This is a genomic window from Streptomyces sirii, from assembly GCF_045690365.1.
Classification (GTDB): Bacteria; Actinomycetota; Actinomycetes; order Streptomycetales; family Streptomycetaceae; genus Streptomyces; species Streptomyces sirii.
This window is the reverse complement of record NZ_CP147982.1, coordinates 8,101,412-8,123,402: the sequence shown is the minus strand read 5'-3', so window position 1 is coordinate 8,123,402 and position 21,991 is coordinate 8,101,412. Positions and strand designations below refer to the sequence as shown.

Sequence of the window (21,991 nt, the reverse complement as noted above, 5' to 3'; positions counted from 1 at the left end):
TGCTCACCAGTAGCGGCCCTCGACCATCGCCTCCAGGGTGTCCCGGTGGAGGATCAGCGCATCGGCGTCGGCCGGTACGGGGACCTCGCCGAAGTGCACCTGCCGGTAGGCCACCCGCAGCATGACGATGGCGTGCCGCAGGGCCGCGTAGAGGGTGTGGAAGTCCATATCGCGGGGCCGGTGCCCGGTGAGCCGGGCGTAACGGCTCTCGACGCGGTCGCGGCGTAGGAAGTCGGGTAGTCCTCGCTGGCCGCCGCCCTCCGTGAGGTCCTGGAAGAAGCGGTGGAGATAGACCATCCACCCCAGGTCGAGTTCGCGCGGGCCGAGGGCGGCCATCTCCCAGTCGAGTATGGCGGCGGGCTCGAATCCTTCGTAGACGATATTGCCGATCCGGGCATCGCCCCAGGTCAGGACAGTTTCGCCGGGATCCTTCGGCCAGTGCTCGGGGTCGGTGAGCCAGTCGAAGGCCCGCTCGATGAGCGGCGAGCGCGGACGTCCGTCAACCACCCATGCGTAGTAGGCGCGTTGGGCCTCGACGTGCCGGTGCAAGGCGCCGCCCGTCCCCGCGGTGTCGAGGAACTCGGCGGCTCCCACCGGGACTTGGTCGTGCAGCCGGGCGAGGACCGACACGCTCGCCGCCTCCAGCCCGTCGCGTTGCGCGTCGGTGGCGTCGTGCAGCCAATTCCCCTCGTACGTATAGGGCATGACGTCCGGCGGGACGCGTCCACCGGCACGGGCCATGACGAAGAACGGGGCCCCGAGGTGTGCCGGGTCCTCCTCCAGCCAGAGGGTGCGGGGCACCGGCAGGTCGGTGTGCTCGGCGACCAGGCGCATGGTGCGGTACTGCCGGGCCATGTCGTAGCGGGGGAAGACGGTGTAGGCGGCCGGGTCGGCGGCGAGCCGCAGCGCACAGGAGCGCGGGGTCCCCGGGGACGGCGGGCCGGGGTGGTCGATGTCGAAGAGCAGCGTCTCGCTGGACATGCCGTTGGAGTCGGGGACGGTCGCGGCGGTGGCTCGGGCGCCGGGCAGCCGGGTGCCGAGCCAGGCGGTGAGCCGGCGGGTGAGTTCCTCGGGGTCCCGGGTCGTGGTGCGCGGGCGCCGGTCCGCGGGTACGGCCGGTGCGGGCGCCTCCGGGGGCGACGGGTGGTCGGTCATTCTCCCGCCTCCTGGGCGACGGAGTCATAGCCGGTGAATCCGCTCGGATCGTGCCGGCCGAAGCTGCCGTGCTCGAAGATGCCGTAGCCGGTGCGGCCGTCGAGGGTGAAGCGGGCGGCGTGGTCGGTGACGCCGTACGCGGCGAGCGGGTGCGCCGAGGGGTCGGAGAGGTCGTAGCTGCGGCGGTCGGTCCAGCCGCGTCCGCGCCAGGTGCCGTGCTGCCAGTCGTCGGCGGGCGGGTAGCCGGCGCCGACGGCCAGGGGCGAGGAGGTGAGGATCTCGGCGGTGAGCTCCAGTGGCTTGCGGGTGGGGTCGGTGAGGTGGATGACGGCGCGCTCGGGGTGGCGGGTGCCGGGGCGGTAGCCGATGTCGGTGTGGGGCCAGCCGAGCTGGACGTCGGGGGCGCCGTCGCGGACCAACCGGGCCTCGTTCAGCGTGCGCCGGCCGTCGGCGTCCTCCTGGACGATGACCATGACGAAGCGGTCGTCGAAGCGCACCGGGCACCAGACCCAGTGGAAGCCCTCGGGCCGCAGCTCCTCCCCCGCCCGCCCGGAGTCCTCGCCGGGGATCGGGCGCACGCCCCAGCTGCGGTCGCGGGTTCCGGTCCACTCCCCCGCCGTGACGGCCAGCTCCTGGCCCGCGACGCGGATGCGGCCGGTGCAGGTGCCCGCCTGGACGAACCGCCGGCCCTCCAGCGTCAGCCGGTCACCGCGGTACTGGGTGTGGTGCGGCTCCCAGGTGGCGGGAAACGCCGCGGTCCAGGTCAGGTCGTACGCCAGACCGTCCGGGTCGGCGGGGTCCGGGTCGCAGGTCAGCCGCAGGCGGGCGAGCGGCTCCTCGACGGTGATGGTGAGCGGGCCGACGGTGAGCGCCATCCGGTCGTCGGTGAGCGCGTCGGAGGCCCGTACGGCGTGCAGCCGGTCGCCGAGGCGGAGGGTGGCATAGGCGTCGATGACGCCGGTGTTGGGGTAGACGCCGAGCCCGGCGATCAGCAGCGCACGTCCGGAGTGGTCCATGACGTGGAAGATGCACCGGTCGTAGGCGTTGCGGTCGCCGGTGGCGACATGCCGCATGGATAGCGGGACCTGGTGGATCGGGTACTCGTCGAGCGCGATGGGGCGGTCGGGCACGGTCTCCTCCTGGGCGCACGGTCGGCAGGGGGTCGCCCGGTGTGCGGTGCCGCGGCGGGAGTTGACGGTACGTCAGCTGAGAACGGACGGCCAGACCCCGGGAGGAGGCGGCGCGCTCGGCGGCCGCATCCGGCCGGCTGCGCGCGGAACGGGCCCGGGGCGGGGAAGGTCGCCCTCCTCCGCCCTGGGCCGTCCTCAGCGGGTCTCGGGGCCCGCCAGATGGCGGGCGATGACCATGCGCTGGATCTGGTTCGTGCCCTCGACGATCTGGAGGACCTTGGCCTCGCGCATATAGCGCTCGGCCGGGAAGTCGAGGGTGTAGCCGTAGCCGCCGAGGAGCTGGACGGCGTCGGTGGTCACCCGCATCGCGGTGTCCGTGCAGAAGAGCTTGGCCATCGCCGCCTCCTTGGAGAACGGCAGTCCGGCGTCGCGCAGCCGGGCGGCCGTGAGGTAGAGGGCGCGGCCGGCCTCGGCCTGGGTGGCCATGTCGGCGAGCATGAAGCGCAGGCCCTGGAAGTCGGCGATCGGGCGGCCGAACTGCTGCCGCTCGGCGGTGTAGGCGAGCGCCTCGTCGAGCGCGGCCTGGGCGACGCCGATGGCGCAGGCGGCGATGCCCAGGCGTCCGGAGTCGAGCGCGGACAGCGCGATGGTGAAGCCCTGGCCCTCCTCGCCGAGGCGGCGGGAGTCGGGGATGCGGACGCCGTCGAAGTGCAGCTGGGCCGTCGGGGAGCCCTTCATGCCCATCTTGCGCTCGGGCGCCGCGGCGCTGAGGCCCTCGGCGTCGCCGGGGACCAGGAAGGCGGTGATGCCGCGGGCCCCGTCGCCGCCGGTGCGGGCCAGGACGGTGTAGAAGTCGGCCACACCGCCGTGGGTGGTCCAGGCCTTGGTGCCGTCCAGGGTCCAGGTGTCGCCCTGCCGCGCGGCGCGGGTGGTCAGGGAGGCGGCGTCGGAGCCCGAGGAGGGCTCGGAGAGGCAGTAGGCGCCCAGGAGGCCGCCGCCGAGCATGTCGGGGAGGTGTTCGGCGCGCTGCTCCTTGGTGCCGAAACCGGCCAGTGCGTGGCAGGCGAGGGTGTGCACGCTGACGCCGAGGCCGACGGTCAGCCGCGCGGCCGCGAGCTCCTCCAGGACCTGGAGGTAGACCTCGTAGGGCTGGTTGCCGCCACCGAACTCCTCGTCGTAGGGCAAGGAGAGCAGGCCGGACTCCGACAGCAGCCGGAAGAGCTCGCGGGGGAAGCGGCCGGCGTCCTCCTCCTCGGCGGCCGTGGGCCTGATCTCGCGCTCGGCGAGCTCGCGTACGAGAGTCAACAGATCGCGGGCTTCCTCCGTGGGCAGCCTGCGGTCCACCGGCCGGGGGCCGTACTCGGTCATGGCGGCGCTCTCCTCCCTGTCGGGCGCTGCGGCGACGCACGCGGGGTGGGCGGCGGCGCCGGTTTCCGTAGTGCCAGGCCGATGATCGCGTTCCGGGTCGCGGAAGGCGATGACCTGCGGCTGTGGCGCTAGGAGTATGCCCGATCGGAGGCCCGGCGTCACGGGTTGATCATCACCGACTGCGGAGATCCGGCACACCGCCGGCCGACGAAGTCTTCACCCGCCGGTCATCGAATTGGTCCGAACCATTGACTCAGTGGTCTAGTCCTTCTAACTTTTCCCCCAACGTTCAACGCGTTCATGCCAATTCGGAACGCAGGTCAGGCTCCAACCCTCGCCCCCCTCCGAGGAGACGACATGCTCAGACCGCACCGGATGCGAGCACCGCGCACGGTGATCGCCGCCGCCACCGCGCTGTGTACGGCGGCACTGGCCGGCACCCTGCTCGCCGGACCGGCCTCGGCCCACCAGGCCGGCGCCCCCGCCGCACAAGGCCGGTCCGCGGCCCACCCGGCCGGCACGACGGCGAAGCCGGCCGCCGCGGGCGACAAGGTCGTCGGATACTTCACCAACTGGGGTGTCTACGACCGCAATTACCACGTCAAGAACATCGAGACGTCGGGCTCGGCGGCCAAGCTGACGCACATCAACTACGCCTTCGGCAACGTCCAGGGCGGCAAGTGCGCCATCGGCGACTCCTACGCCGACTACGACAAGGCCTACACCGCCGACCAGAGCGTCGACGGCAAGGCGGACACCTGGGACGACGGCGCGCTGCGCGGCAACTTCAACCAGCTCAGGAAGCTCAAGAAGCTGCACCCGAACCTCAAGGTGATCTGGTCGTTCGGCGGCTGGACCTGGTCGGGCGGCTTCACCGAGGCCGCCAAGAACCCGGACGCCTTCGCGCAGTCCTGCTACGACCTGGTCGAGGACAAGCGCTGGGCGGATGTCTTCGACGGCATCGACGTCGACTGGGAGTACCCCAACGCCTGCGGCCTGACCTGCGACACCAGCGGCAAGGACGCGTTCACCAAGGTCATCAAGGCGCTGCGGACGAAGTTCGGCCAGAACAACCTGGTGACCGCGGCGATCACCGCGGACGCTTCGGACGGCGGCAAGATCGACTCCGCCGACTACGCGGGCGCGGCCCAGTACGTCGACTGGTACAACCCGATGACGTACGACTACTTCGGTGCCTGGGACGCGAAGGGACCGACGGCACCGCACTCCCCGCTCTCGTCGTACAACGGCATCCCGAAGGCCGGCTTCAACACCACCGACACCACCGCCAAGCTCAAGGGTCTCGGCATCCCGGCGAACAAGCTGCTGCTGGGCGTCGGGTTCTACGGCCGCGGCTGGACGGGCGTCACCCAGGACGCACCGGGCGGCACGGCGACCGGCGCGGCACCGGGCAAGTACGAGGCCGGCATCGACGACTACAAGGTGCTCAAGGACCGCTGCCCGGCCACCGGGAAGGTGGGCGGCACCGCCTACGCCAAGTGCGGTGACCAGTGGTGGAGCTATGACACCCCGGAGACCATCGGCTCGAAGATGGCCTTCAAGGACGCCCAGGGCATGGGCGGCACGTTCTTCTGGGAACTCAGCGGCGACACCGCCAACGGCGAGCTGATCAAGGCGATCAAGTAGCGCCGACGGCAGGCGACTCGGCGGGCGGGGAGGCAGCGGCCTTCCCGCCCGTTCGGTGTGCGTCGGTGCCCGGAAGGATCAGGCGGGTGGCCGGGGTGGGGCCGGGCAGCTCGGTTCGTACTCCTCGATCAGGCGGAGGGTGTCGCCCAGGCCGCGCACCAGCAGCGAGACCACCGTCTCGCGGGGCAGTTGCTGGTCGGTCATCCAGTCGAGGGTGACGCCCTCGACGCTGGAGAGCCAGCCGGTCAGCGCGGTACGGGCGAGCGGCGGGATGTCCTCGCGGCCCCAGGCGCCGCGGGCGATGGTGCCGAGCAGCCGGGCGCGTACGGTGTCGCGGATCGCCAGCACCTCGGCGTCGAAGCCGACACCGCCCGTGACGATGGCGCGATAGGCGGCCTGGTGGTGCTGGGCGTAGCGCAGATAGCCTTCAACGGTGCGCTCGACGCGTTCGACGGGCGGCAGGTCATGGGTGCTGCCGGCCCGCTCGACCAGTTCGGCGACCGCGTCCTCGATGATCGCAAGGTAGTAGCCGCGCTTGTTGGTGAAGTAGTAGTAGATCAATCCCTTGGCGACCCCGGCCTGACGTGCGATGTCATCCATGGACAGCGCGTCGTAGGAGGTGTCGGCGAACAACTTCCGTCCGGTGGCTATCAGTTCGGCGCGGCGCGCCTGGGAGCGCCCGGTCCCTCGGGCGGTCGACGAGCCGCCCCCTCCCCGCTGTTGACTCTTATTCAAAATCCGCCCTAGTCTCCAACTGCCAAGAGTTTTGCGCAGTATGACAGAGCGTCATGATTGCGGACCTGGCTGCTCCGCAGGGCGCCTGGAAGCACTTTCCCTCGTGCATTCGACCACTGCCCCGGGGAGGACGCAGTGAGCTCAAGGACAGACATCTCGCCCGAGGGGCGAACCTCCTGGAAGAAGACCGCCGTGGTGGCGCTGCCCGCCGTGCTCGCCGTGGGCGTGCTGGCCACGGTGATGGCGCAGGGCGTGCTGGCCGCGTCGTTCGCCGTCTCCGGCACCCACTTCCAGGTCTCGTCGGGGAAACTGACCAGTCGCGGTCTCGCCTCGTACGTGCACACCGACCGCGACGCCGACGGCGGCGGCCATCCGGTGGCGCTGCTCGGCATCGGCAAGGCGACGCTCGCCGACATCTGCCAGTCGGCGCAGGTGAAGACGCCGGTGGGCACGGTGGTGTTCAAGCTGACCGCGGGCGGCAAGGCCGGTCCGGTGAGCGCCGACAGCCTGGTCATCGACGGTGAGGACCTGGTCGGCGACGCCCGCTTCGGCACCGCCCAGATCGGCCGGGACGCCGCCTCCCTGGACTCCGTGCCGGGCGTGCACGGGCGCAAGGGCACGTTCGGACTGCAGGCCGGGGACATCGAGGTCGCCGGCGTGAAGTCGCACGCCTGGTCGGCCACCGGTGGGAACTTCCACCTCAAGGGACTGCGGGTGAGCGTGAGCCTGGACGGCGCGAAGTGCTTCTGACCGCACGGCGCGCCCGGTGCGGTGCCTGGCTGGAGCGGACGCTGCCATGGCCCGAGCGGCGGACCGCGCTGCGGCGCTGGCGGCGGACCCGACCGTTCTGGGCCGGGCTGCTGCTGATGTGCGGCGGGGCGGAACTGCTGCTGGTGCCGCTGTCGCCGCTGACCGTGCTGGTGAGCCTGGGGCTCGGCGGGCTGGCGGCGCTGGGCATCGGGCTGGCGCTGATCGTGGCGGGGCTGTTCCTGTGGTACGCGCCGGCCGCCCACCACTACGTCAGCGTCCATGCGCTGATCCTGTCGGTGCTCTCCTTCGCGGCGACCAATCTCGGCGGGTTCCTGGTCGGCATGGGGCTGGGCATCGCGGGCAGTGCGATGGGGTTCGGGTGGACGGCCGGGCAGGCCCCGGAGGCGGAGCAGATGCCCGGGCAGGCTCCGTCCGGCGGTCGGGATGCGGAGGCGCTGCGCGGCGGCGCCGGCGGCCCCGGCGGCAAGGCAGGCAAGGCACTCGCCGTCGGACTGCCGGTCGCGCTGCTGCTGACCGTCGGCGGCCCGGCGAGGCCCGCCCGCGCGGCCGCCGGCATCCCGGCGCCGCCGCATCCGCCGACGGTGACCACCACGATGTTCGCGCCGCAGGGCTTCGCCCTGGCCGGGGTCGAGGAGGTACCGACGGCGGACGGCCCGATCAAGGCGATCGTGCTGCGCATGAAGGCGGCCTCGCTCACCGACTACCGGCTCACCACCCGCGACGGTGGCGACGAACTCGGCCTGAGCGCCGACTCGTTGAGTCTCCAGGGCGAGGTCACGCTCTACCTCACCAAGTTCAGCGGCTGCCTGGAGGGCCTGATCTGCCTCACCTTCACCCCGGACACCCTGCCGGTGCCGCCGGTCGTACCGCCCTTCGTCTTCATGACGGACGTGAGCGCCGAACAGGCGCTGGTCACCTCGGATCTGGTCGTCGCGGACGGCCTGCGGCTGCGCGCGGGCGTCCGGAGCGGCGCCGGTGGCTGAGGCGGCGCGCACCACGCGGGGTTTACGGCCCGCGCCGGTACGAGCACCATCGGCCGTACGGGTGCAGGAGCCGCTTCTGGAGAGGTGACACGTGGTCAACCCTTGGCTGGCGATGGAGGCCGGTGCCGATCCGGTGGAGCGGACCCGTACGGTGCGGCGGGCACATGCGGCGTTCCTGGCCGATCCGACCGTCGCACCGCCGGTCCGCCAGGTGGTCGCCGACTCCTGGCGCCGTTCGGCCGACGCCCGGGCCGCGTACGACGGGGCCGCGCCCATCGAGCTGGACGAGAGCGCGCTGCGGACCTACCGGGAGGGGCATCCGCTGGCCCGGGCGATGCCCGTCTTCCGGGAGCTGCTGGGCAGCTTCGCGCAGGACGGGGCGCATCTGCTGGCGGTCTGCGATCCGCAGGGCCGGCTGCTGTGGGTGGAGGGGCACCGCGGGGTGCGGCGCAACGCCGAGCGGATGAACTTCGTCGTGGGCGCCCGCTGGGACGAGCGGCACGCCGGCACCAACGCCCCGGGCACCGCGCTCGCCGCCGATCACGCCGTACAGATCTTCGCGGCCGAGCACTACAACCGGCAGGTGCAGCGCTGGACCTGCGCCGCCGCCCCGCTGCACGATCCGCGGACCGGGCGGCTGCTGGGCGCGGTCGACATCACCGGGGGCGACCATCTGGCGAGCCCGCACAGCCTGGCCCTGGTGCAGGCCACGGCACGCGCCGCGGAGGCCCATCTCGCCTCCGGAGCGCCGGAGTCCGGTGTCTTTCTGACCGCGCTGGGCCGGGACGAGGCGCTGCTGGTCGTGGACGGCGAGCGGCTGCGGCTCGGACGCCGGCACAGCGAGATCCTGGTCCTGCTGGCCCGGCACCCGGAGGGCCTGACCGGTGATCAGCTCTCCCTGCTGCTGTACGGCGAACGCGAGATGCGCCCGGTGACGCTGCGGGCCGAGCTGTCCCGGCTGCGCCAGCTCGTCGGTGCGCTGCTGCACTCCCGCCCGTACCGTCTGAGCCGGCCCGTCGAGACCGATCTCGGCACGGTCGAGGAGCAGTTGGCGGCCGCCGATCCGCGCTCCGCGCTGGGCGCCTATCCCGGTCCGCTGCTGCCGCTGTCGGAGGCGCCCGGCGTGCGACGGCTGCGCGACGCGCTGGCGGACCGGATGCGGTGCGCACTGCTCGCCGCGGGCGATCCCGAACTGCTGCGCGAGTGGTCGCGTACGCCCTGGGGCGAGGACGACCTGGAGATCTTCGAGGCCCTCGTGGGCGCCCTCCCGGAGCGCTCCCCCGCCCGGGCCGCCCCCCGGGCCACCGCCGATCGGCTGCGCGCCGCGTACGGCCTGACCGGCGGCAAAGGCCCGGCGCCGGCCGCCGTGCGCGCCGCAACGTCCGCGCAACCTCGTCCGCTCTAGCCTGCGCACAACGCCCGCCGCACGGGAGCGGCGGGCTTGGTGCCGAGAGCGATATGGGAGGCCGCCCCATGGCCCGTTACGCCAGCCCGGGTTCCGCCGATGCCGTCATGAGCTATCTGCCGCGCTACGACCACTGGATCGGCGGCGAGTTCGTGGCGCCCGCGCTGGGCCGGTACTTCGAGAATCCGACCCCGGTCACCGGGCAGCCGTTCACCGAGGTGGCGCGCGGCACCGCCGAGGACGTCGAGCGCGCGCTGGACGCCGCGCACGCCGCCGCGCCCGGCTGGGCCCGTACCGCCGCCGCCGACCGCGCCGCCGTGCTGAACAAGATCGCGGACCGGATGGAGCAGAACCTGGAGGCCCTGGCGGTCGCCGAGAGCTGGGAGAACGGCAAGCCCGTACGGGAGACCCTGGCGGCCGACATCCCCCTGGCCGTCGACCACTTCCGCTACTTCGCGGGCGCCCTGCGCGCCCAGGAGGGCTCCCTGTCGGAGATCGACCAGGACACCGTCGCCTACCACTTCCACGAGCCGCTCGGAGTGGTCGCCCAGATCATCCCCTGGAACTTCCCCATCCTGATGGCCTCCTGGAAGCTCGCCCCGGCGCTGGCCGCCGGCAACGCGGTGGTCCTGAAGCCGGCCGAACAGACCCCCGCCTCGGTGCACTTCTGGATGAGCCTGATCGCGGATCTGCTGCCGCCGGGCGTGGTGAACATCGTCAACGGCTTCGGTGTCGAGGCCGGCAAGCCGCTCGCCTCCAGCCCGCGGGTCGCCAAGGTCGCCTTCACCGGAGAGACCACGACCGGCCGCCTGATCATGCAGTACGCCTCGGAGAACCTCCGGCCGGTGACGCTCGAACTGGGCGGCAAGAGCCCCAACATCTTCTTCGACGACGTCTCGGCGGCGGCGGACGACTTCCAGGACAAGGCACTGGAGGGCTTCACCATGTTCGCCCTCAACCAGGGCGAGGTGTGCACCTGCCCGTCGCGGGCGCTGATCCAGAGCGGGCACTACGACACCTTCCTGGCGGCCGGTGTGGCCCGTACGGAGAAGATCGTCCAGGGGCATCCGCTGGACACCGACACCATGATCGGCGCGCAGGCCTCCAACGACCAGTTGGAGAAGATCCTCTCCTACCTGGACATCGGCCAGAAGGAAGGCGCCCGCATCCTGACCGGCGGCTCCCGGGCCGAACTGGGCGGCGAGTTGGAGGGCGGCTACTACGTCCAGCCGACGATCCTCGAAGGCAACAACAGCATGCGGGTCTTCCAGGAGGAGATCTTCGGCCCGGTGGTGGCGGTGGCGCCGTTCAACGACTTCGACGACGCGATCGACATCGCCAACGACACGCTGTACGGCCTGGGCGCGGGCGTCTGGACCCGGGACGGCTCCACCGCCTACCGCGCGGGCCGCGCCATCCAGGCCGGCCGGGTCTGGACCAACTGCTACCACGCCTACCCCGCACACGCGGCGTTCGGCGGCTACAAGCAGTCCGGCATCGGCCGCGAGACCCACAAGATGATGCTGGACCACTACCAGCAGACGAAGAACCTGCTGGTGAGCTACTCGCCGAAGAGGCTCGGCTTCTTCTAGACGCAAAGAAAGGGCGCCTGACCAGGGCAGATGCCCGGCAGGCGCCCTTGTCAGGATGCACCTGGGCCGCGAGATGAAATTTGCCCTTAGTGCTGCACCAGTTCAAGGGCAAGCTCATCGAGGGTGAGCGCGGCCTCACGTGCTCGGCGCCACGTCATGCCGTACGCCGAGGCATCGATGTAGTTCCCAGCCGCGTTATGAAACACGCGTCCATCCGGTGCCAGGCCAAAGCGTTCTATGTGTTCGCGGAGCATGCGGACGAGGACCGGCGGAATCGGAACCGGTCGTGGCGAGCGCGGCTCGCGCCTCAGCTCCACGCCGCCAGCCATCCCGGCAACGGCCAGGCATATAGATAGGCCGTTTCGTTTGGATCAGCGTGCGGACCAGAGGAAGATGCCCGCGATGTGGAGTTCGGCCCTGCGAGAAGAGATGAAGCGATGACATTGCATTCCGATGTGGCCGAGTTGCTAGCGGGGGCCGGCATCCTCGACGTGGACGTCGACGATGCCGTCGCGGACGAGCACGTACGAGGGTCCGCGTACCAACGCGTCGTCTCGGTGACCGCTTCCTCGCGGAGCCGCGACCGAGACCGCGCGATCGTGGCCACGATCCTGCGCGACCCCCACGAGATGGGGTCGAAGACGGCGGTGGTCGCCCTCGTGGACAGGATCGCGATGAAGGTGACCGGTCCTGCCGAGTTCCAGCAGTGGTCGGCCGAACTACTGCCAGAGATCGACCAGCTCAAGACGGAGGGGTACCGCGAGTTCATCCGCCGCCGCATCCACGACTGGCTGTTCTACCTATCCATCAAGGACGGTCACGTGCCGACAGCGGCCGAGTTGGCGAAGGTCACGGACTGGATGCAGCGCGTCCTCGCCGAGGAGTCGACGTCGCCGGCGGTACTCGCCCTGCTCGCCGAGTCAGCCAACACCAAGAAGACGCGAGCCATCGCGAAGAACCGCGCCGGAAGCCGCAAGCTGAGAACGAAATGAGTGGGTAGTGGCAATTGGCAGGCGCGCCGACTGCCTCACCCACAAGAACGGCGTCATGTCCGACGATCATGCGGGAGAACACGTCCAGGACGAAGGCGACGTAGGCCCAGCCGGACCAGGTTCTGACGTAGGCCGTTTCGTTTTGATCAGCGTGCGGACCAGAGGAAATTGCCCGCGATGTGGAGTCCGGCCAGGTAGATGGTTGCGGTCTTCTCATAGCGGGTGGCGATGCCGCGCCACTGCTCGAGCCGGTTGATGCAGCGCTCGACGGCGTTGAGCTGCTTATAGGTCTCGCGGTCGAGGGCCGGTGGCCTGCCGCCCCGGCTTCCCCAGGCACATGGCACCCCGCTTTCCAGGAGGTGCAGGAGGGGATGTTCTGCGATGTTAGGTCTGCGTCGGTGTCGTTCGACCTGGAAAGAGATCCACCAGCGTCCGGCCTGTTCCCGGATCGTGGCGCCGAGTATGTGCCTGCCCGGTGGCCATGCGGTGAGTGATCCAGGACATGCCCTCACGCGTGGCCACGTCCCCGATGGCAGGAGGCGGACCGTGCGTGCGTCCAACGGCTTGGCGCGGCCGGCGTCGTAGCAGAACCGGCAGCCGTGCTTGCGCTTGCGCCACTTCGGCCAGTCCAGCCGCGTCCCCTTGCCCTTGCCGGCGCGGGAGTCGAAGTAGTTCTTGATCCCGGCAGCCCGCACCCGGCAGGCTTCTTTCAGGATGCGGGCTTCGCTGAGCGGCGGAGCGGTGGCGTTCATGCCCCGCCGCCTCCGACCGGCGGATGAAGGCTCGGCAACACCAAGACGAACAGCATCGTGGCGGCACCGAAGGCCGCGGAGACTACTGGGGGACCAAAACGCGTTCGGCGGGCAGGGATGTGCTGGTGGCGTCGGGGTGGAGGCTGAGTTTCCCTCCCGGCCAGAGTGCGACGATGTCGTTCTGACCGGGAGGGCCGCCGAAGGCGCCGACCGTGGCCAGCAACGCCTGACGCCAGGGGGACTTGGCCGGCCGCAACCGGTGTTCGCGTCCAAAGGCTGCAGCGGCGATGTTCTCATATGCGGTGACTTCGCCATCTTTCCAGCGGACGAAGAGGTCCTGGTCTCCGGTGTCGGGGCGGAAGTCACCGACTGAGATGTCCCGGGCATGCGGCCAGGTGGTGTCGGGCGGCTTGACGAGCTGCTTCTCGGCGTGCAGCCCGTTGGCGTCCACGTTGGAGTACAGGGTTACTTCTCCGTCGGTCCAGGTGACCACGAGGTCGTCGCTGCGGGTGTTTCCTCCGCCGAAGCGCCCGGCGGCAATGGCGCTCGCGTGGGCCCAGGTGTCGTTGGGGCCCTTGAGCTCCACCTTGTCCGCCAGCTTGGTGTCTTCGGTGACGTCCTTGTAGAGCGTCAGCCTGCCGTCGGCCCAACGGACCAGGAGGTCGTCGTTGGCTCCTCCGGTGAAGTCACCGGCAGTCATGACCGCGGCTTGCTGCCACGTCTTGTCCTTGACGAGCTGGACGTCCTTGCCGAAGCCGTATGTGCCGTTGCCGGGGTAGAGGGAGAGTTCGCCGTCGGACCAGCGCACTATCAGGTCGCTGACGTCGTTGCGTACCGATGCAGGCCGGAAGCGGCCGGTGGTCATGACCCTGGCGTGGGTCCAGGTGTCGGCGCTGCCCATGGAAGGGCCGGTGCTCGGTTCAGGGTCCGGTGGGGCGCCGGTGGCTGCTTGCCGGTAGAGCCGGAGGACGTCCTCGTCGAATTGCGAGGTGTAGCTGGTGTGGTCGTACGGGCCACCGGTCTTGTAGCCGCCGATGGTGCCGGTGAGGTCGCCTCGGCGGCCGTCGAAGTTCTCCAGGAACGGGCCGCCGCTGACGCCGGAGCGGAAGCCGTCGCAGGCGATCTCCATGAAGCGGCCCTGGAAGGCGGTGGTGTCGTTGGTGCACTGCAGCGGGGTCTTCTGGCCACCGGGGTAGCCGACGAGTGTCACGTTCTTGCGTGCGAGCCTCGCGGTGGGGACGGAGGTGAGTTCGTTGCCCCGTCCGACGGCGTCCTCCAGAAGCTTCCCGTCGGCATTCGGGCCGACGCGCAGGAAGGCGAAGTCGACGTCGTCGTCGGGCGTTGCGGCACGGTAGCGGGCGTCGATCCAGATCTTGCCCTCCTGAACCGGGAAGATGCCGTAAGGGGTCTCCCCTGCCTGTCCCTTCGCCGAGGCGCCCGTGCGGTAGCCGGGTACGAAGGCGAAGTCCCGTTGGCGATGGTCGCCCTTGAGGCAGTGGGCCGCCGTGATGACCAGGCTCTTGGTCGGTGAAGCCACGGCGCTCGCGGTGCAGAACTGGTCCGGCGTGGGTGAGCCGTCGGTGCTGCGGATCAAGAACACGCCCACCGTGGCGACACCCTCGGGTACCTGGCGGGTCGGCTCGTTCGCCAGTGACCTCTTGTGCCGCTGCCCCGTTCCCGGGGGTATTTGGCTGCCGGTGGTGCGGGACGGCGAGGCGTCTGCCGGAACGGCGGCGCGGATGCGTTCGGGGGTCCAGTACTGCTGTGCCGTACGCGCCTTGGCGACCGGCTCTTCGGTGCTGCCTTGTGCGGAATCGTGGCCGGTGCCCGGAGGGGCAGGGTGGGTGCTCGCGGTGGCGGTTTCGGTGCCAGGGCCCGGTCCCCCGTGGGGTCGGGCGACGGCCGGGGCGGCGAGGGCGAGCGTTGTGCACAGCGCCAGGGTGGTGGTGCGCATCCACGGTATGCGTTTCACGGAAGCTTCCGATGTGGTGTCAGCCTGCGGAGGACGGGGCCAGTGGGCGGGGCCCACTGGGATACAGCGTCGATTCCGCGTGGTGCGCCAGGGCAGGCTTGGCCGTCCCGGCGCACCGCGCGGTGGCGACTCATCCGACGATCTTGACCTCGTCGGGTGTTCCCGCAGCGCCCACGGCCGGATAGAGCCCGAGCTTTCCGTTGGCCCAGCGGACGATGACGTCATGCGGTCGCTCGTTGGCGACGAAGGCTCCCGCGTTCACGACGGTCGCGTTGAGCCAGGCGGACTTCTTCGGCCGGATGTTGATCTCTCCGTGGAAGCCGGCGGCATCGACACCCGCATAGAGCGTGGCCTCGCCGTCCGACCACCGCACCAGCAGATCGGCGGTCCGCTTCCCGGTGAATTCGCCGGCGCTGATCTGAGTGGCGTGCGACCAGGTCGTGTTCTTGTTGACGAGCAGCTTCTGGGCCTTGTCCGCCACGCCGTTGGTGTCCAGGTCGGGGTGGAGGGTGACGCGGCCGTCGTCCCAGGTCACGAGCAGATCGTCACGCTGCTGATTGGCCGAGTAACGGCCCGCGGTGATCTGCTGGGCGTGCTTCCACACGGTGTTCTTGGCCTTGGCGAGCTGCTTCTCTCCGTGGAAGCCCTGGGCGTCGACATGGGTGTACTGGGTCAGTTCCCCATCGTCCCAGCGCACGACCAGCCCGTCCGAGCCTCCACCGAAGCTCGCGCCGGTGATCTGCTCGACGTGCTGCCAGATGCTCGTCTTGCCCGGTGCCGGTGCCTTGGCCAGCTGGTACTCGGCGGAGAAGGGGTGTCGCGGGTCCTTGTCGTCGGAGCCCTGGTAGAGGGTGACTTCCGCGTCGTTCCAGCGCACGATCATGTCCATGTGCCGGGTGCCGCCGGCCGAGCCACCGGTGAAGTACCCCGAGGCGATGTGGGTGGCCTTCCCCCACGGTGCGGCGGCGAAGACCGGGCGGTAGCGCACCCCCTGCACCCAGGCGGCCAGGTCGTCCACCCGGACATCCACGGCGCTGGTGCGGGTCTCGGCCAGGTCGGTGCCCAGGCAACCGCCCTGCCAGGACGTGCTGTTGACGGCAACCAACTCGATGCGCCCACCGCTGTCACGCAGAGCCGGACCGCCCGTGTCGCCCTGGCACACCGCCGCGTCCTTGCCGGTGATGCCGATCGCCTTGTCCTGGATGGTGTCCACCATGAACGGGGCGGCGTGTAGCTTGTCGGGGACCCACTCGGTCTTGGTGCGGCCGAAGCCCACCACGTTCAACTGCTCCCCCGGGGCGACCGGGTTCGTGCCGATGGCCACCGGGGTGACTCCGCTCACCGGCTTGGCCAGCCGGGCCATCACCAGGTCACGCCCCGCGTAGGGGACGAGTTCGACGACGTCCGCCACGCTGCCGGCCTCACCCGACAGGTCCGTACGACCGACGGTGGCGGTCACCTTCCCCTTGGGAGCACCCTCGTCGATCCTGAAGTCCTTGTCAGGGGCGGCCGCGAAGCACCGGGCGGCGGAGAGAATCCACTGCTTGTCGACCAAAGCGCCGGAGCAGCTGCGCTTGCCGCCGTCGCGCTCGATGTCGATCTTGGCGGTGAACGCATAGGTGCCGTCCGTGACGCTCTCACCCGAGACGGCGTGTGCCGATCCGGTGATCAGCGCACTGCTCGCGACCATGGCGGCCATGGTTAACGTCATCCACGCTCGGCGTGGACGTATGCCAGACATGTTTCGTTCCTTTGACGTCAGTTACCGCATGGGCCCCCTGGAGCGGAGCAGGCCAGGAGCGTCGCAGTCGTGGCTGGTCGAACCAGCAGGCCCCTGCTCTCATCAAGGCGGGTACCGCGCGGGCGGGTGCGCGAGGCGCGGGAGGGCTATCGGCGCGGTTCAGCCGGTGACGCGGAGTTCGACGAGTACGGCCGGGTCGCTGGCGGTACCTTCACCGACGCTCTGATAGCCGTCCTGGGGGCCGGCCTTGGACACGTTGACCGTCTCGGTCTTGCCGCGGGACGTGATGTCGGCGCTGATGGGGTGGCTCGCCGTCTCCAGTGCCCATACCTTGGGGACTTCCAGGGTCACGTAGCCGCGCTGGGCGTTGGCGAGGAAGCAGTAGTCGCCACCGCGCGTCCAGACCTTGATCTGCTGGGGCGAGTTCCCGCAGTCGGCGAGCAGGAGGTGGCCGTCGCCCTTGATGAGTTTGATCTTCTTGTCCGCGAGGATCTTCGCCGCGTCCGGGTAGTCGAACCCCTCCACCGCAGAGGGAGGTTCCTGGCCGGCGGTCACCCCAGTCGGGGCGGCGGAGGCAGAGTGCAGCGACGGCAGGCCGATCGCGGCGCCGAGCAGGCTGAAGAGGCCGGCAGCAAGTAACAGGCTGCGGGTACGAGATCTCACCAACGGTCCTTCCAGGGTGGGTGACGGCGCATCCGCAGCCCCCGTAGTTGTCATGACAGCGTAAGAGCTAAGGGAAAGTATCATGAAACCACAGGTAAAATCGGACAGCTATTGTTTGCGAAGAATCAACGCAATGTGACGTGAGTCACTCAATGGACTCTTGCTGCGCATTTGCATGCTAAAGTCCATCCGCTTGGCCATGAGCATCACCGGGGAACAGGAACCCACGAGGGCACCTTCCCGACCATTCAGCATTCCGCAGGGGTGGAAACTCCCCACTGCGACCATTTCCTTTCACTGGTTGGCTCAAAATATCGCCGATGCCGCAGCCCGTAGCATGGATATGCTCCTCTCGCTGATATTCGATATCCGGCAGACGAGGTTTGCCGACCAGCGGGAAGAGCAATTCCTTGAGGCGAAGAACGCGCTCCAGAGGGAGCAAAGGCAGGGCGAACGGCGCGTTACGTGCCCTGCACCTGGGCCTGCTATTGGCATTGTTGGCGGGCTTGCTCATGCCTGCGCCTGCGTGGGCGGAAGACGGAGCCACGGATTCCGGCGATCCTCCTATTGAGGTGATTTCCGCCAAGCGGGCGTGGATCGTCGAGCAGTGGAAGACAGGGGGGCCAGGGGTCAAGGCCGCCGCGGAAGTCGCCTTGGCGGGCAGTGACGACGACGTCCTGCAGTTTTTCGTGGTGGCCGACGGCGAAGCCTTCCAGGACAACCGGGTGGCCGCCGCTCAGAAGGCGAACGTGGGCGGTCGGGCGCTGCAGGAGGCCGCGCGCAAGGCGCTCGACGGATCTCCCGCGGATCTGGAAGCGTTCCTGGAGGACGGTTGGCAGGGTCCGCTTACGGAAGACCAGCGGGTTCGGGTTGCGCAGATCATCAATGAGGGCGGTCCCGGTGTTCGGGAGGCCGGGCGTGCTGCACTGAACGGTTCCGCTGAAGACGTCCGGAAATTCCTTGACGAGAGCCAGTACGGCAAGCGTGATGAGGATCAGCGGGTCGAGCTTGCACAGATTTTGAATTCCGGCGGTCCGGAGGTCCGTACAGCCGGCCGCATTGCGCTCAACGGTTCCGCGGATGATATTCGGGAGTTCCTCGAGGTCGGCCAGTACGTGGCGCGTGCCCGTGATGAGGAGCAGACCTCAGTCGCGGAGTTGGCCGCCCAGGCACGGGAGGCGGGCCGGCGGGCGAAAGCGGAGACCGAGGCCGCAAAGAAGGCGTCGGCACACGCCGTAACGGCCTCGGAACTGGCCAAGAAGGAGGCCAAGAAGGCGGCGACGGCGGCCGAGGCCGCCAAGGGCGACTCCCGGAAGGCTGCTGCGGCGGCGCAGCGTGCGGCGACAGCGGCTTCGCAGGCCGCGGCCGCCGCCCAGGAGGCCATCGGCGCGGCGCGTGCGGCCACGCATTCGGCGCGCATCGCGGCGAACGCCGCGGCTCGGGCAGCGTCTGCCGCTGCCGGTGCGTCCCAGGCCGCTTCCCGGGCCCGTGGTGCCGCGGCCGCCGCCGCCACCAACGCCAGCGATGCCTCCGCAGCGCGGAAGGCGGCTACCGACGCCCGGGCCGCGGCGAAGGATGCCAGCGCGGGAGCGGACGCCGCCGATGAGGCGAACAAGGCCGCGACGGCTGCCGGGGATGCCGCCCAGGACGCCGTTGCCGCCGGGGCCAACGCCCGGGCTGCCGCCAGCGCCGCGGAGGAGGCGGGGAGTTACGCCGGTCAGTCCGATGCGCATGCTGCCGAGGCGCGGCGTGCGGCTGCGGCGGCCCGTCGCCATGCCGATGAGGCCACCCGCGCCGCGAACGCCGCCACCTCCCTGGCCCGCAAGGCGGCAACCGCCGCTGGTCAGGCGCGCGATGCCGCCAGGTCGGCGGCGAAGCACGCCAACGCGGCCGCCGACGCCGCCGATGAGGCCGCCGACCACGCGGGCGAGGCGGCGAGTGCGGCGACGAAGTCCGACGCGGCCGCCAAGGCCGCTCAGGAGGACGCGGACGCCGCGAGCGCGTCGGTCGACAAGGCGAAGGACATCTACGGCCTGGCGCGGGAGTTCGAGACCGCGGAGATCCTCACCCGTACCAACGAGGGAATCGAGCGCGCCAAGGACCTCAAAGCGGACAACGACCAACTGCAGGCAGACCGGGCCAAGGCGGCCGAGGAACTCAAGAAGTTCCAGACCGAGGCCCAGCGCCTGGCCGCCGAAGCCGGTCAAGTCGGCGCCGACACCAAGGACGTCGTGGCCAAGGGTCGCAAGGTGGCGCTGCTGGCGATGAAGTCCAGTGGCCCCTGGAGCCAGGCGGCAGCCGAGGAAGCCCTGGGCGGCAGCGGTACCGAAGTCGCCGAGTACGTCCGGACCGGCTGGAAGCAGGCCGCGCAGCAGGACGACCGGGTCGATGTCGGGCGCCTGGCCGGAGAAAGCCCCCTGGAATCGGTGCGCAACGCCGCCGAGCATGCCCTCAAGGGTGACGCAGCGCAGGTCAGTGCGTTCCTGACGGACGGTCAGTACCGGGCTGGCGCAGAGGACTTCCGCGTCGAGATCGCGCAGGTCATCAATAGCGGCGGTCCCGGAGTGCGTGAGGCGGGCAGGGCCGCGCTGAACTCCGGATCCACTGACAAGTACTACGAGTTCCTGGCCAACGGGCAGTACACCGCCCGCACGGAGGACGAGCGGGTCCGCGCCGCCCAGCTGATCAACAGCGGCGGGCCGGAGATGAAAGCCGCGGGCCGCGTCGCCCTGGAAAGTCCGCCGCAGCTGCTGCACTCCTTCATCGAATCCGGGCAGTACACCGCCCAGCGCAAGGACCTGCTGGCCGCCACCCACAAGGCACGCGTCCAGCAGCTCATCGCCGAAGCCGCACGGACCGCGGCCACCGCTCAACAGAACGCCGCCGAGGCCCGCAAGGTCGCCGCCCTCGCGGTGCACAAGACCGAGGAGGCGAAGAAGTACGCCAAGCAGGCCCAGGGCTCGGCCGATGCGGCAAAGAACTCCGCCGCCGACGCGGCCAGGTCCGCCAAGGAGGCCGAAGCCTCCGCGACACGTGCCGCCGAGTCCGCCAAGACCGCTCGCAAGGCCGAGGCCGACGCCAACCACGCGGCGTCCAACGCCGCGACCTCCGCCGCCGACGCCGCGGTCTCCGCGCAACTGGCGCACGTCTCCGCCAACACCGCATGGGCCGAAGCACGCCGCGCCCGCGACTCGGCCACGGCGGCGGGCAAGGACGCCACCGCCGCCCACAAGGCGGCCAACGAAGCCCTCGACATCGCCGTCGACAAGTTCAAGGCCGAGGCGGAAGCCCAGCGCAAGGCCGAGGCCGAAGCCAAGAAGAAGGCCGCCAAGGACCCCGGAAAGATCGCCCGCGACCAGTACATGTGCGGAGTCATGGGCTGCGATGCAGCCCACAACTTCCCCAGCTGGTGCATACGCAACGAGGGCTACTGCACCATCCTCGCCGCGGGAACGAAACTCGAACCCGGTCTCGAGAAGATCTGGAAATTCGAGAAGGACCTCCTCGGCATCGGCATGCTCCAGGAGTGCGTGCACACCGGAGACTTCGATGCCTGTATCCAACTCGCGCGGGACGCCGCCTTCGGCGCCAAACTCAAACTGCTCTCCAGGGCCTACGAAGCCCTGCGAGCCCTCGACCAAGGATGCACGCAGTGCTTCCCCGCCGGCACCAAAGTCCTCATGGGCGACGCCTCCACACGCAACATCGAGGACGTCGGACCAGGCGACAAGGTGCTCGCAACCGACCCCGAAAGCGGCGAGACCACACCCCGCAAGGTCACGCGCCGGATCGTCACTGAAGACGACAAACACTTCAACGAACTGACGCTCACCACCCCCGACGGCCCACGGAAACTCACCACCACCTACGAGCACCCCTTCTGGAGCAAGTCACGGCACCGCTGGCTCAAGGCGCAGCAACTCACACCGGGTACAACCCTCCAGAGCAACGGCGGAACCACCGTTCCCGTCCAAGCCAATCGCCCCTTCGACAAGCACGCACGCACCTACAACCTCACCGTCGATGATCTCCACACCTACTACGTGCTGGCGGGGGCCACGCCGGTACTCGTTCACAATGCGAACTGCGGGGTTGGCGGCACCCTCAAGAGGTGGCAGAGTCAGAGTTTCACATTCGGGGACAACTCCTTCCTGCTGAGGAAGCAGGACCTCACTCATATCCTCGAAGGTCATCACCCCTCCTACCTTCGGGGAAATCCGGGCAGTAACACCTTGTTCGACAAGCGGATGAGCATTGAGGACGTCCAGGATGCGATATCTGCAGTGATGCGGCAGAATCAGCGAAAGCTGAGCAATCCGGAATACGCCCAAGGGAAGTGGGACAAGATATACGGAGAGTATCAGGGACGCCAGTACGTTATTGGCTTCGGAGACGGCGTCGTTGGCCAGTTCTATCCACTCCCGTAACCTGCCCCCGAATGACAGGTGAGACATGACGCGCGACAAAGCGGTGACGGTGAAAGCGCGAACCTTCATCGTTTCCGGTTCTAAAGAACTCGTACCGGTCGAGAGCTGTGGCATCAGCTTTTCTCGGGATCGGCGGACCCAAGGAGGAATCGAGCTCTACGTCGACGACTCTCTGATCCTCAGAAGCAGCGACACCGACACGATCGATGCGCTCTGGTCTTTGATCCTCACCTACATCGAAGGCTTCATGGCGGGTCGGAGCGGGGTACTCAATTTCCCGGAGCGCAGGTTTACGTTCGGCCTGAAAAAGATGGACCGCGGAAATATCTTGGTGAAGTTCGCAGACCGAGAAGAGCGGCGCGCCGCTTTGAGTCGCGAGAAGGACGTTCTCGAGGCTCTCACATCAGGCGCCGTAGAATTCTTCAGTGCGGTTCTGGACTCCTCCCCCAAAGACGAATGGAGCTACAGAAGGGACCTCAATGCGGCATTGCGTTTGCATGAGGAGTGCTCAAGCGTTGGGTGATCGGGCTGGTCACTTCATCACTCATCTCCCTGGGCCAGCATTTGAGTGAAGCGCGGAAGCGCTACCCGAGACCACCGCTCGCCGAACTAGGGAGCACTGGCAAACAGAGGCCCCGCCGGGCAACGCCGGGCGGGG

16 protein-coding genes are annotated in these 21,991 nt (G+C 69.3%); 8 read left to right on the top strand and 8 right to left on the bottom strand.

Going from position 1 to position 21,991, the window contains the following annotated elements; genetic code table 11:
- Nucleotides 1-3: 3 nt before the first annotated feature.
- The 3 genes from WAB15_RS36010 to WAB15_RS36000 form a co-directional block, all read right to left on the bottom strand.
- Nucleotides 4-1,155 (bottom strand): phosphotransferase family protein, encoded by a 1,152-nt coding sequence (locus tag WAB15_RS36010; RefSeq protein ID WP_407288868.1) that lies wholly within the window; start codon nucleotides 1,153-1,155, stop codon nucleotides 4-6.
- Nucleotides 1,152-2,285 carry a hypothetical protein gene (locus WAB15_RS36005; protein WP_407288867.1) on the bottom strand — a complete coding sequence of 378 codons (1,134 nt, stop codon included), beginning with the start codon at nucleotides 2,283-2,285 and terminating at the stop codon, nucleotides 1,152-1,154. Before WAB15_RS36005 ends, WAB15_RS36010 begins: the two co-directional genes overlap by 4 nt.
- Before the next feature lie 195 nt (nucleotides 2,286-2,480).
- Nucleotides 2,481-3,653: an acyl-CoA dehydrogenase family protein gene (locus WAB15_RS36000; RefSeq protein ID WP_407288866.1), complete on the bottom strand. Its 1,173-nt coding sequence runs from the start codon at nucleotides 3,651-3,653 to the stop codon at nucleotides 2,481-2,483.
- A 357-nt stretch (nucleotides 3,654-4,010) separates the two neighbouring features.
- Here WAB15_RS36000 and WAB15_RS35995 point away from each other — a divergent pair, with 357 nt between their 5' ends.
- Nucleotides 4,011-5,300: a glycoside hydrolase family 18 protein gene (locus tag WAB15_RS35995; RefSeq protein WP_399145534.1), complete on the top strand. Its 1,290-nt coding sequence runs from the start codon at nucleotides 4,011-4,013 to the stop codon at nucleotides 5,298-5,300.
- A 78-nt stretch (nucleotides 5,301-5,378) separates the two neighbouring features.
- Here WAB15_RS35995 and WAB15_RS35990 read toward each other — a convergent pair whose 3' ends face one another.
- The gene (locus WAB15_RS35990) at nucleotides 5,379-6,035 is read right to left on the bottom strand and encodes a TetR/AcrR family transcriptional regulator (RefSeq protein WP_407288865.1); all 657 of its coding nucleotides are present in this window, start codon (nucleotides 6,033-6,035) and stop codon (nucleotides 5,379-5,381) included.
- A 240-nt stretch (nucleotides 6,036-6,275) separates the two neighbouring features.
- On the opposite strand from WAB15_RS35990, the gene WAB15_RS35985 reads away from it, so the two are divergent.
- From WAB15_RS35985 to WAB15_RS35965, 5 genes are all read left to right on the top strand, one after another.
- Nucleotides 6,276-6,785: a DUF6230 family protein gene (locus tag WAB15_RS35985; RefSeq protein ID WP_407289352.1), complete on the top strand. Its 510-nt coding sequence runs from the start codon at nucleotides 6,276-6,278 to the stop codon at nucleotides 6,783-6,785.
- Nucleotides 6,776-7,789 carry a DUF6114 domain-containing protein gene (locus WAB15_RS35980; protein ID WP_407288864.1) on the top strand — a complete coding sequence of 338 codons (1,014 nt, stop codon included), beginning with the start codon at nucleotides 6,776-6,778 and terminating at the stop codon, nucleotides 7,787-7,789. The genes WAB15_RS35985 and WAB15_RS35980 overlap by 10 nt, the downstream gene beginning before the upstream one ends.
- A gap of 91 nt (nucleotides 7,790-7,880) precedes the next feature.
- Nucleotides 7,881-9,194: a GAF domain-containing protein gene (locus WAB15_RS35975; protein WP_407288863.1), complete on the top strand. Its 1,314-nt coding sequence runs from the start codon at nucleotides 7,881-7,883 to the stop codon at nucleotides 9,192-9,194.
- 68 nt (nucleotides 9,195-9,262) lie between these two features.
- Nucleotides 9,263-10,786, top strand: coding sequence for an aldehyde dehydrogenase (adh, locus tag WAB15_RS35970; protein ID WP_407288862.1), 1,524 nt, complete (start codon nucleotides 9,263-9,265; stop codon nucleotides 10,784-10,786).
- Nucleotides 10,787-11,223: 437 nt separating this feature from the next.
- The gene (locus tag WAB15_RS35965; protein ID WP_407288861.1) at nucleotides 11,224-11,778 is read left to right on the top strand and encodes a hypothetical protein; all 555 of its coding nucleotides are present in this window, start codon (nucleotides 11,224-11,226) and stop codon (nucleotides 11,776-11,778) included.
- Nucleotides 11,779-11,924: 146 nt separating this feature from the next.
- On the opposite strand, the gene WAB15_RS35960 is transcribed toward WAB15_RS35965, so the two are convergent.
- The 4 genes from WAB15_RS35960 to WAB15_RS35945 all read right to left on the bottom strand — a co-directional run bounded on the left by WAB15_RS35960 (nucleotide 11,925) and on the right by WAB15_RS35945 (nucleotide 16,906).
- The gene (locus tag WAB15_RS35960; protein WP_407288860.1) at nucleotides 11,925-12,530 is read right to left on the bottom strand and encodes a hypothetical protein; all 606 of its coding nucleotides are present in this window, start codon (nucleotides 12,528-12,530) and stop codon (nucleotides 11,925-11,927) included.
- 82 nt (nucleotides 12,531-12,612) lie between these two features.
- Nucleotides 12,613-14,502, bottom strand: coding sequence for a trypsin-like serine peptidase (locus WAB15_RS35955; protein WP_407288859.1), 1,890 nt, complete (start codon nucleotides 14,500-14,502; stop codon nucleotides 12,613-12,615).
- A 130-nt stretch (nucleotides 14,503-14,632) separates the two neighbouring features.
- Nucleotides 14,633-16,192 carry a S1 family peptidase gene (locus WAB15_RS35950; protein WP_407288858.1) on the bottom strand — a complete coding sequence of 520 codons (1,560 nt, stop codon included), beginning with the start codon at nucleotides 16,190-16,192 and terminating at the stop codon, nucleotides 14,633-14,635.
- Between the two features lie 210 nt (nucleotides 16,193-16,402).
- Nucleotides 16,403-16,906 carry a hypothetical protein gene (locus WAB15_RS35945; protein ID WP_399145525.1) on the bottom strand — a complete coding sequence of 168 codons (504 nt, stop codon included), beginning with the start codon at nucleotides 16,904-16,906 and terminating at the stop codon, nucleotides 16,403-16,405.
- A gap of 572 nt (nucleotides 16,907-17,478) precedes the next feature.
- Between WAB15_RS35945 and WAB15_RS35940 the strand changes: the two genes are divergently transcribed.
- Together WAB15_RS35940 and WAB15_RS35935 are read left to right on the top strand one after the other, a co-directional pair.
- Nucleotides 17,479-21,333 (top strand): polymorphic toxin-type HINT domain-containing protein, encoded by a 3,855-nt coding sequence (locus tag WAB15_RS35940; protein ID WP_407288857.1) that lies wholly within the window; start codon nucleotides 17,479-17,481, stop codon nucleotides 21,331-21,333.
- 25 nt (nucleotides 21,334-21,358) lie between these two features.
- The gene (locus WAB15_RS35935; protein WP_399145522.1) at nucleotides 21,359-21,856 is read left to right on the top strand and encodes a hypothetical protein; all 498 of its coding nucleotides are present in this window, start codon (nucleotides 21,359-21,361) and stop codon (nucleotides 21,854-21,856) included.
- The last annotated feature ends 135 nt before the right edge of the window (nucleotides 21,857-21,991 follow it).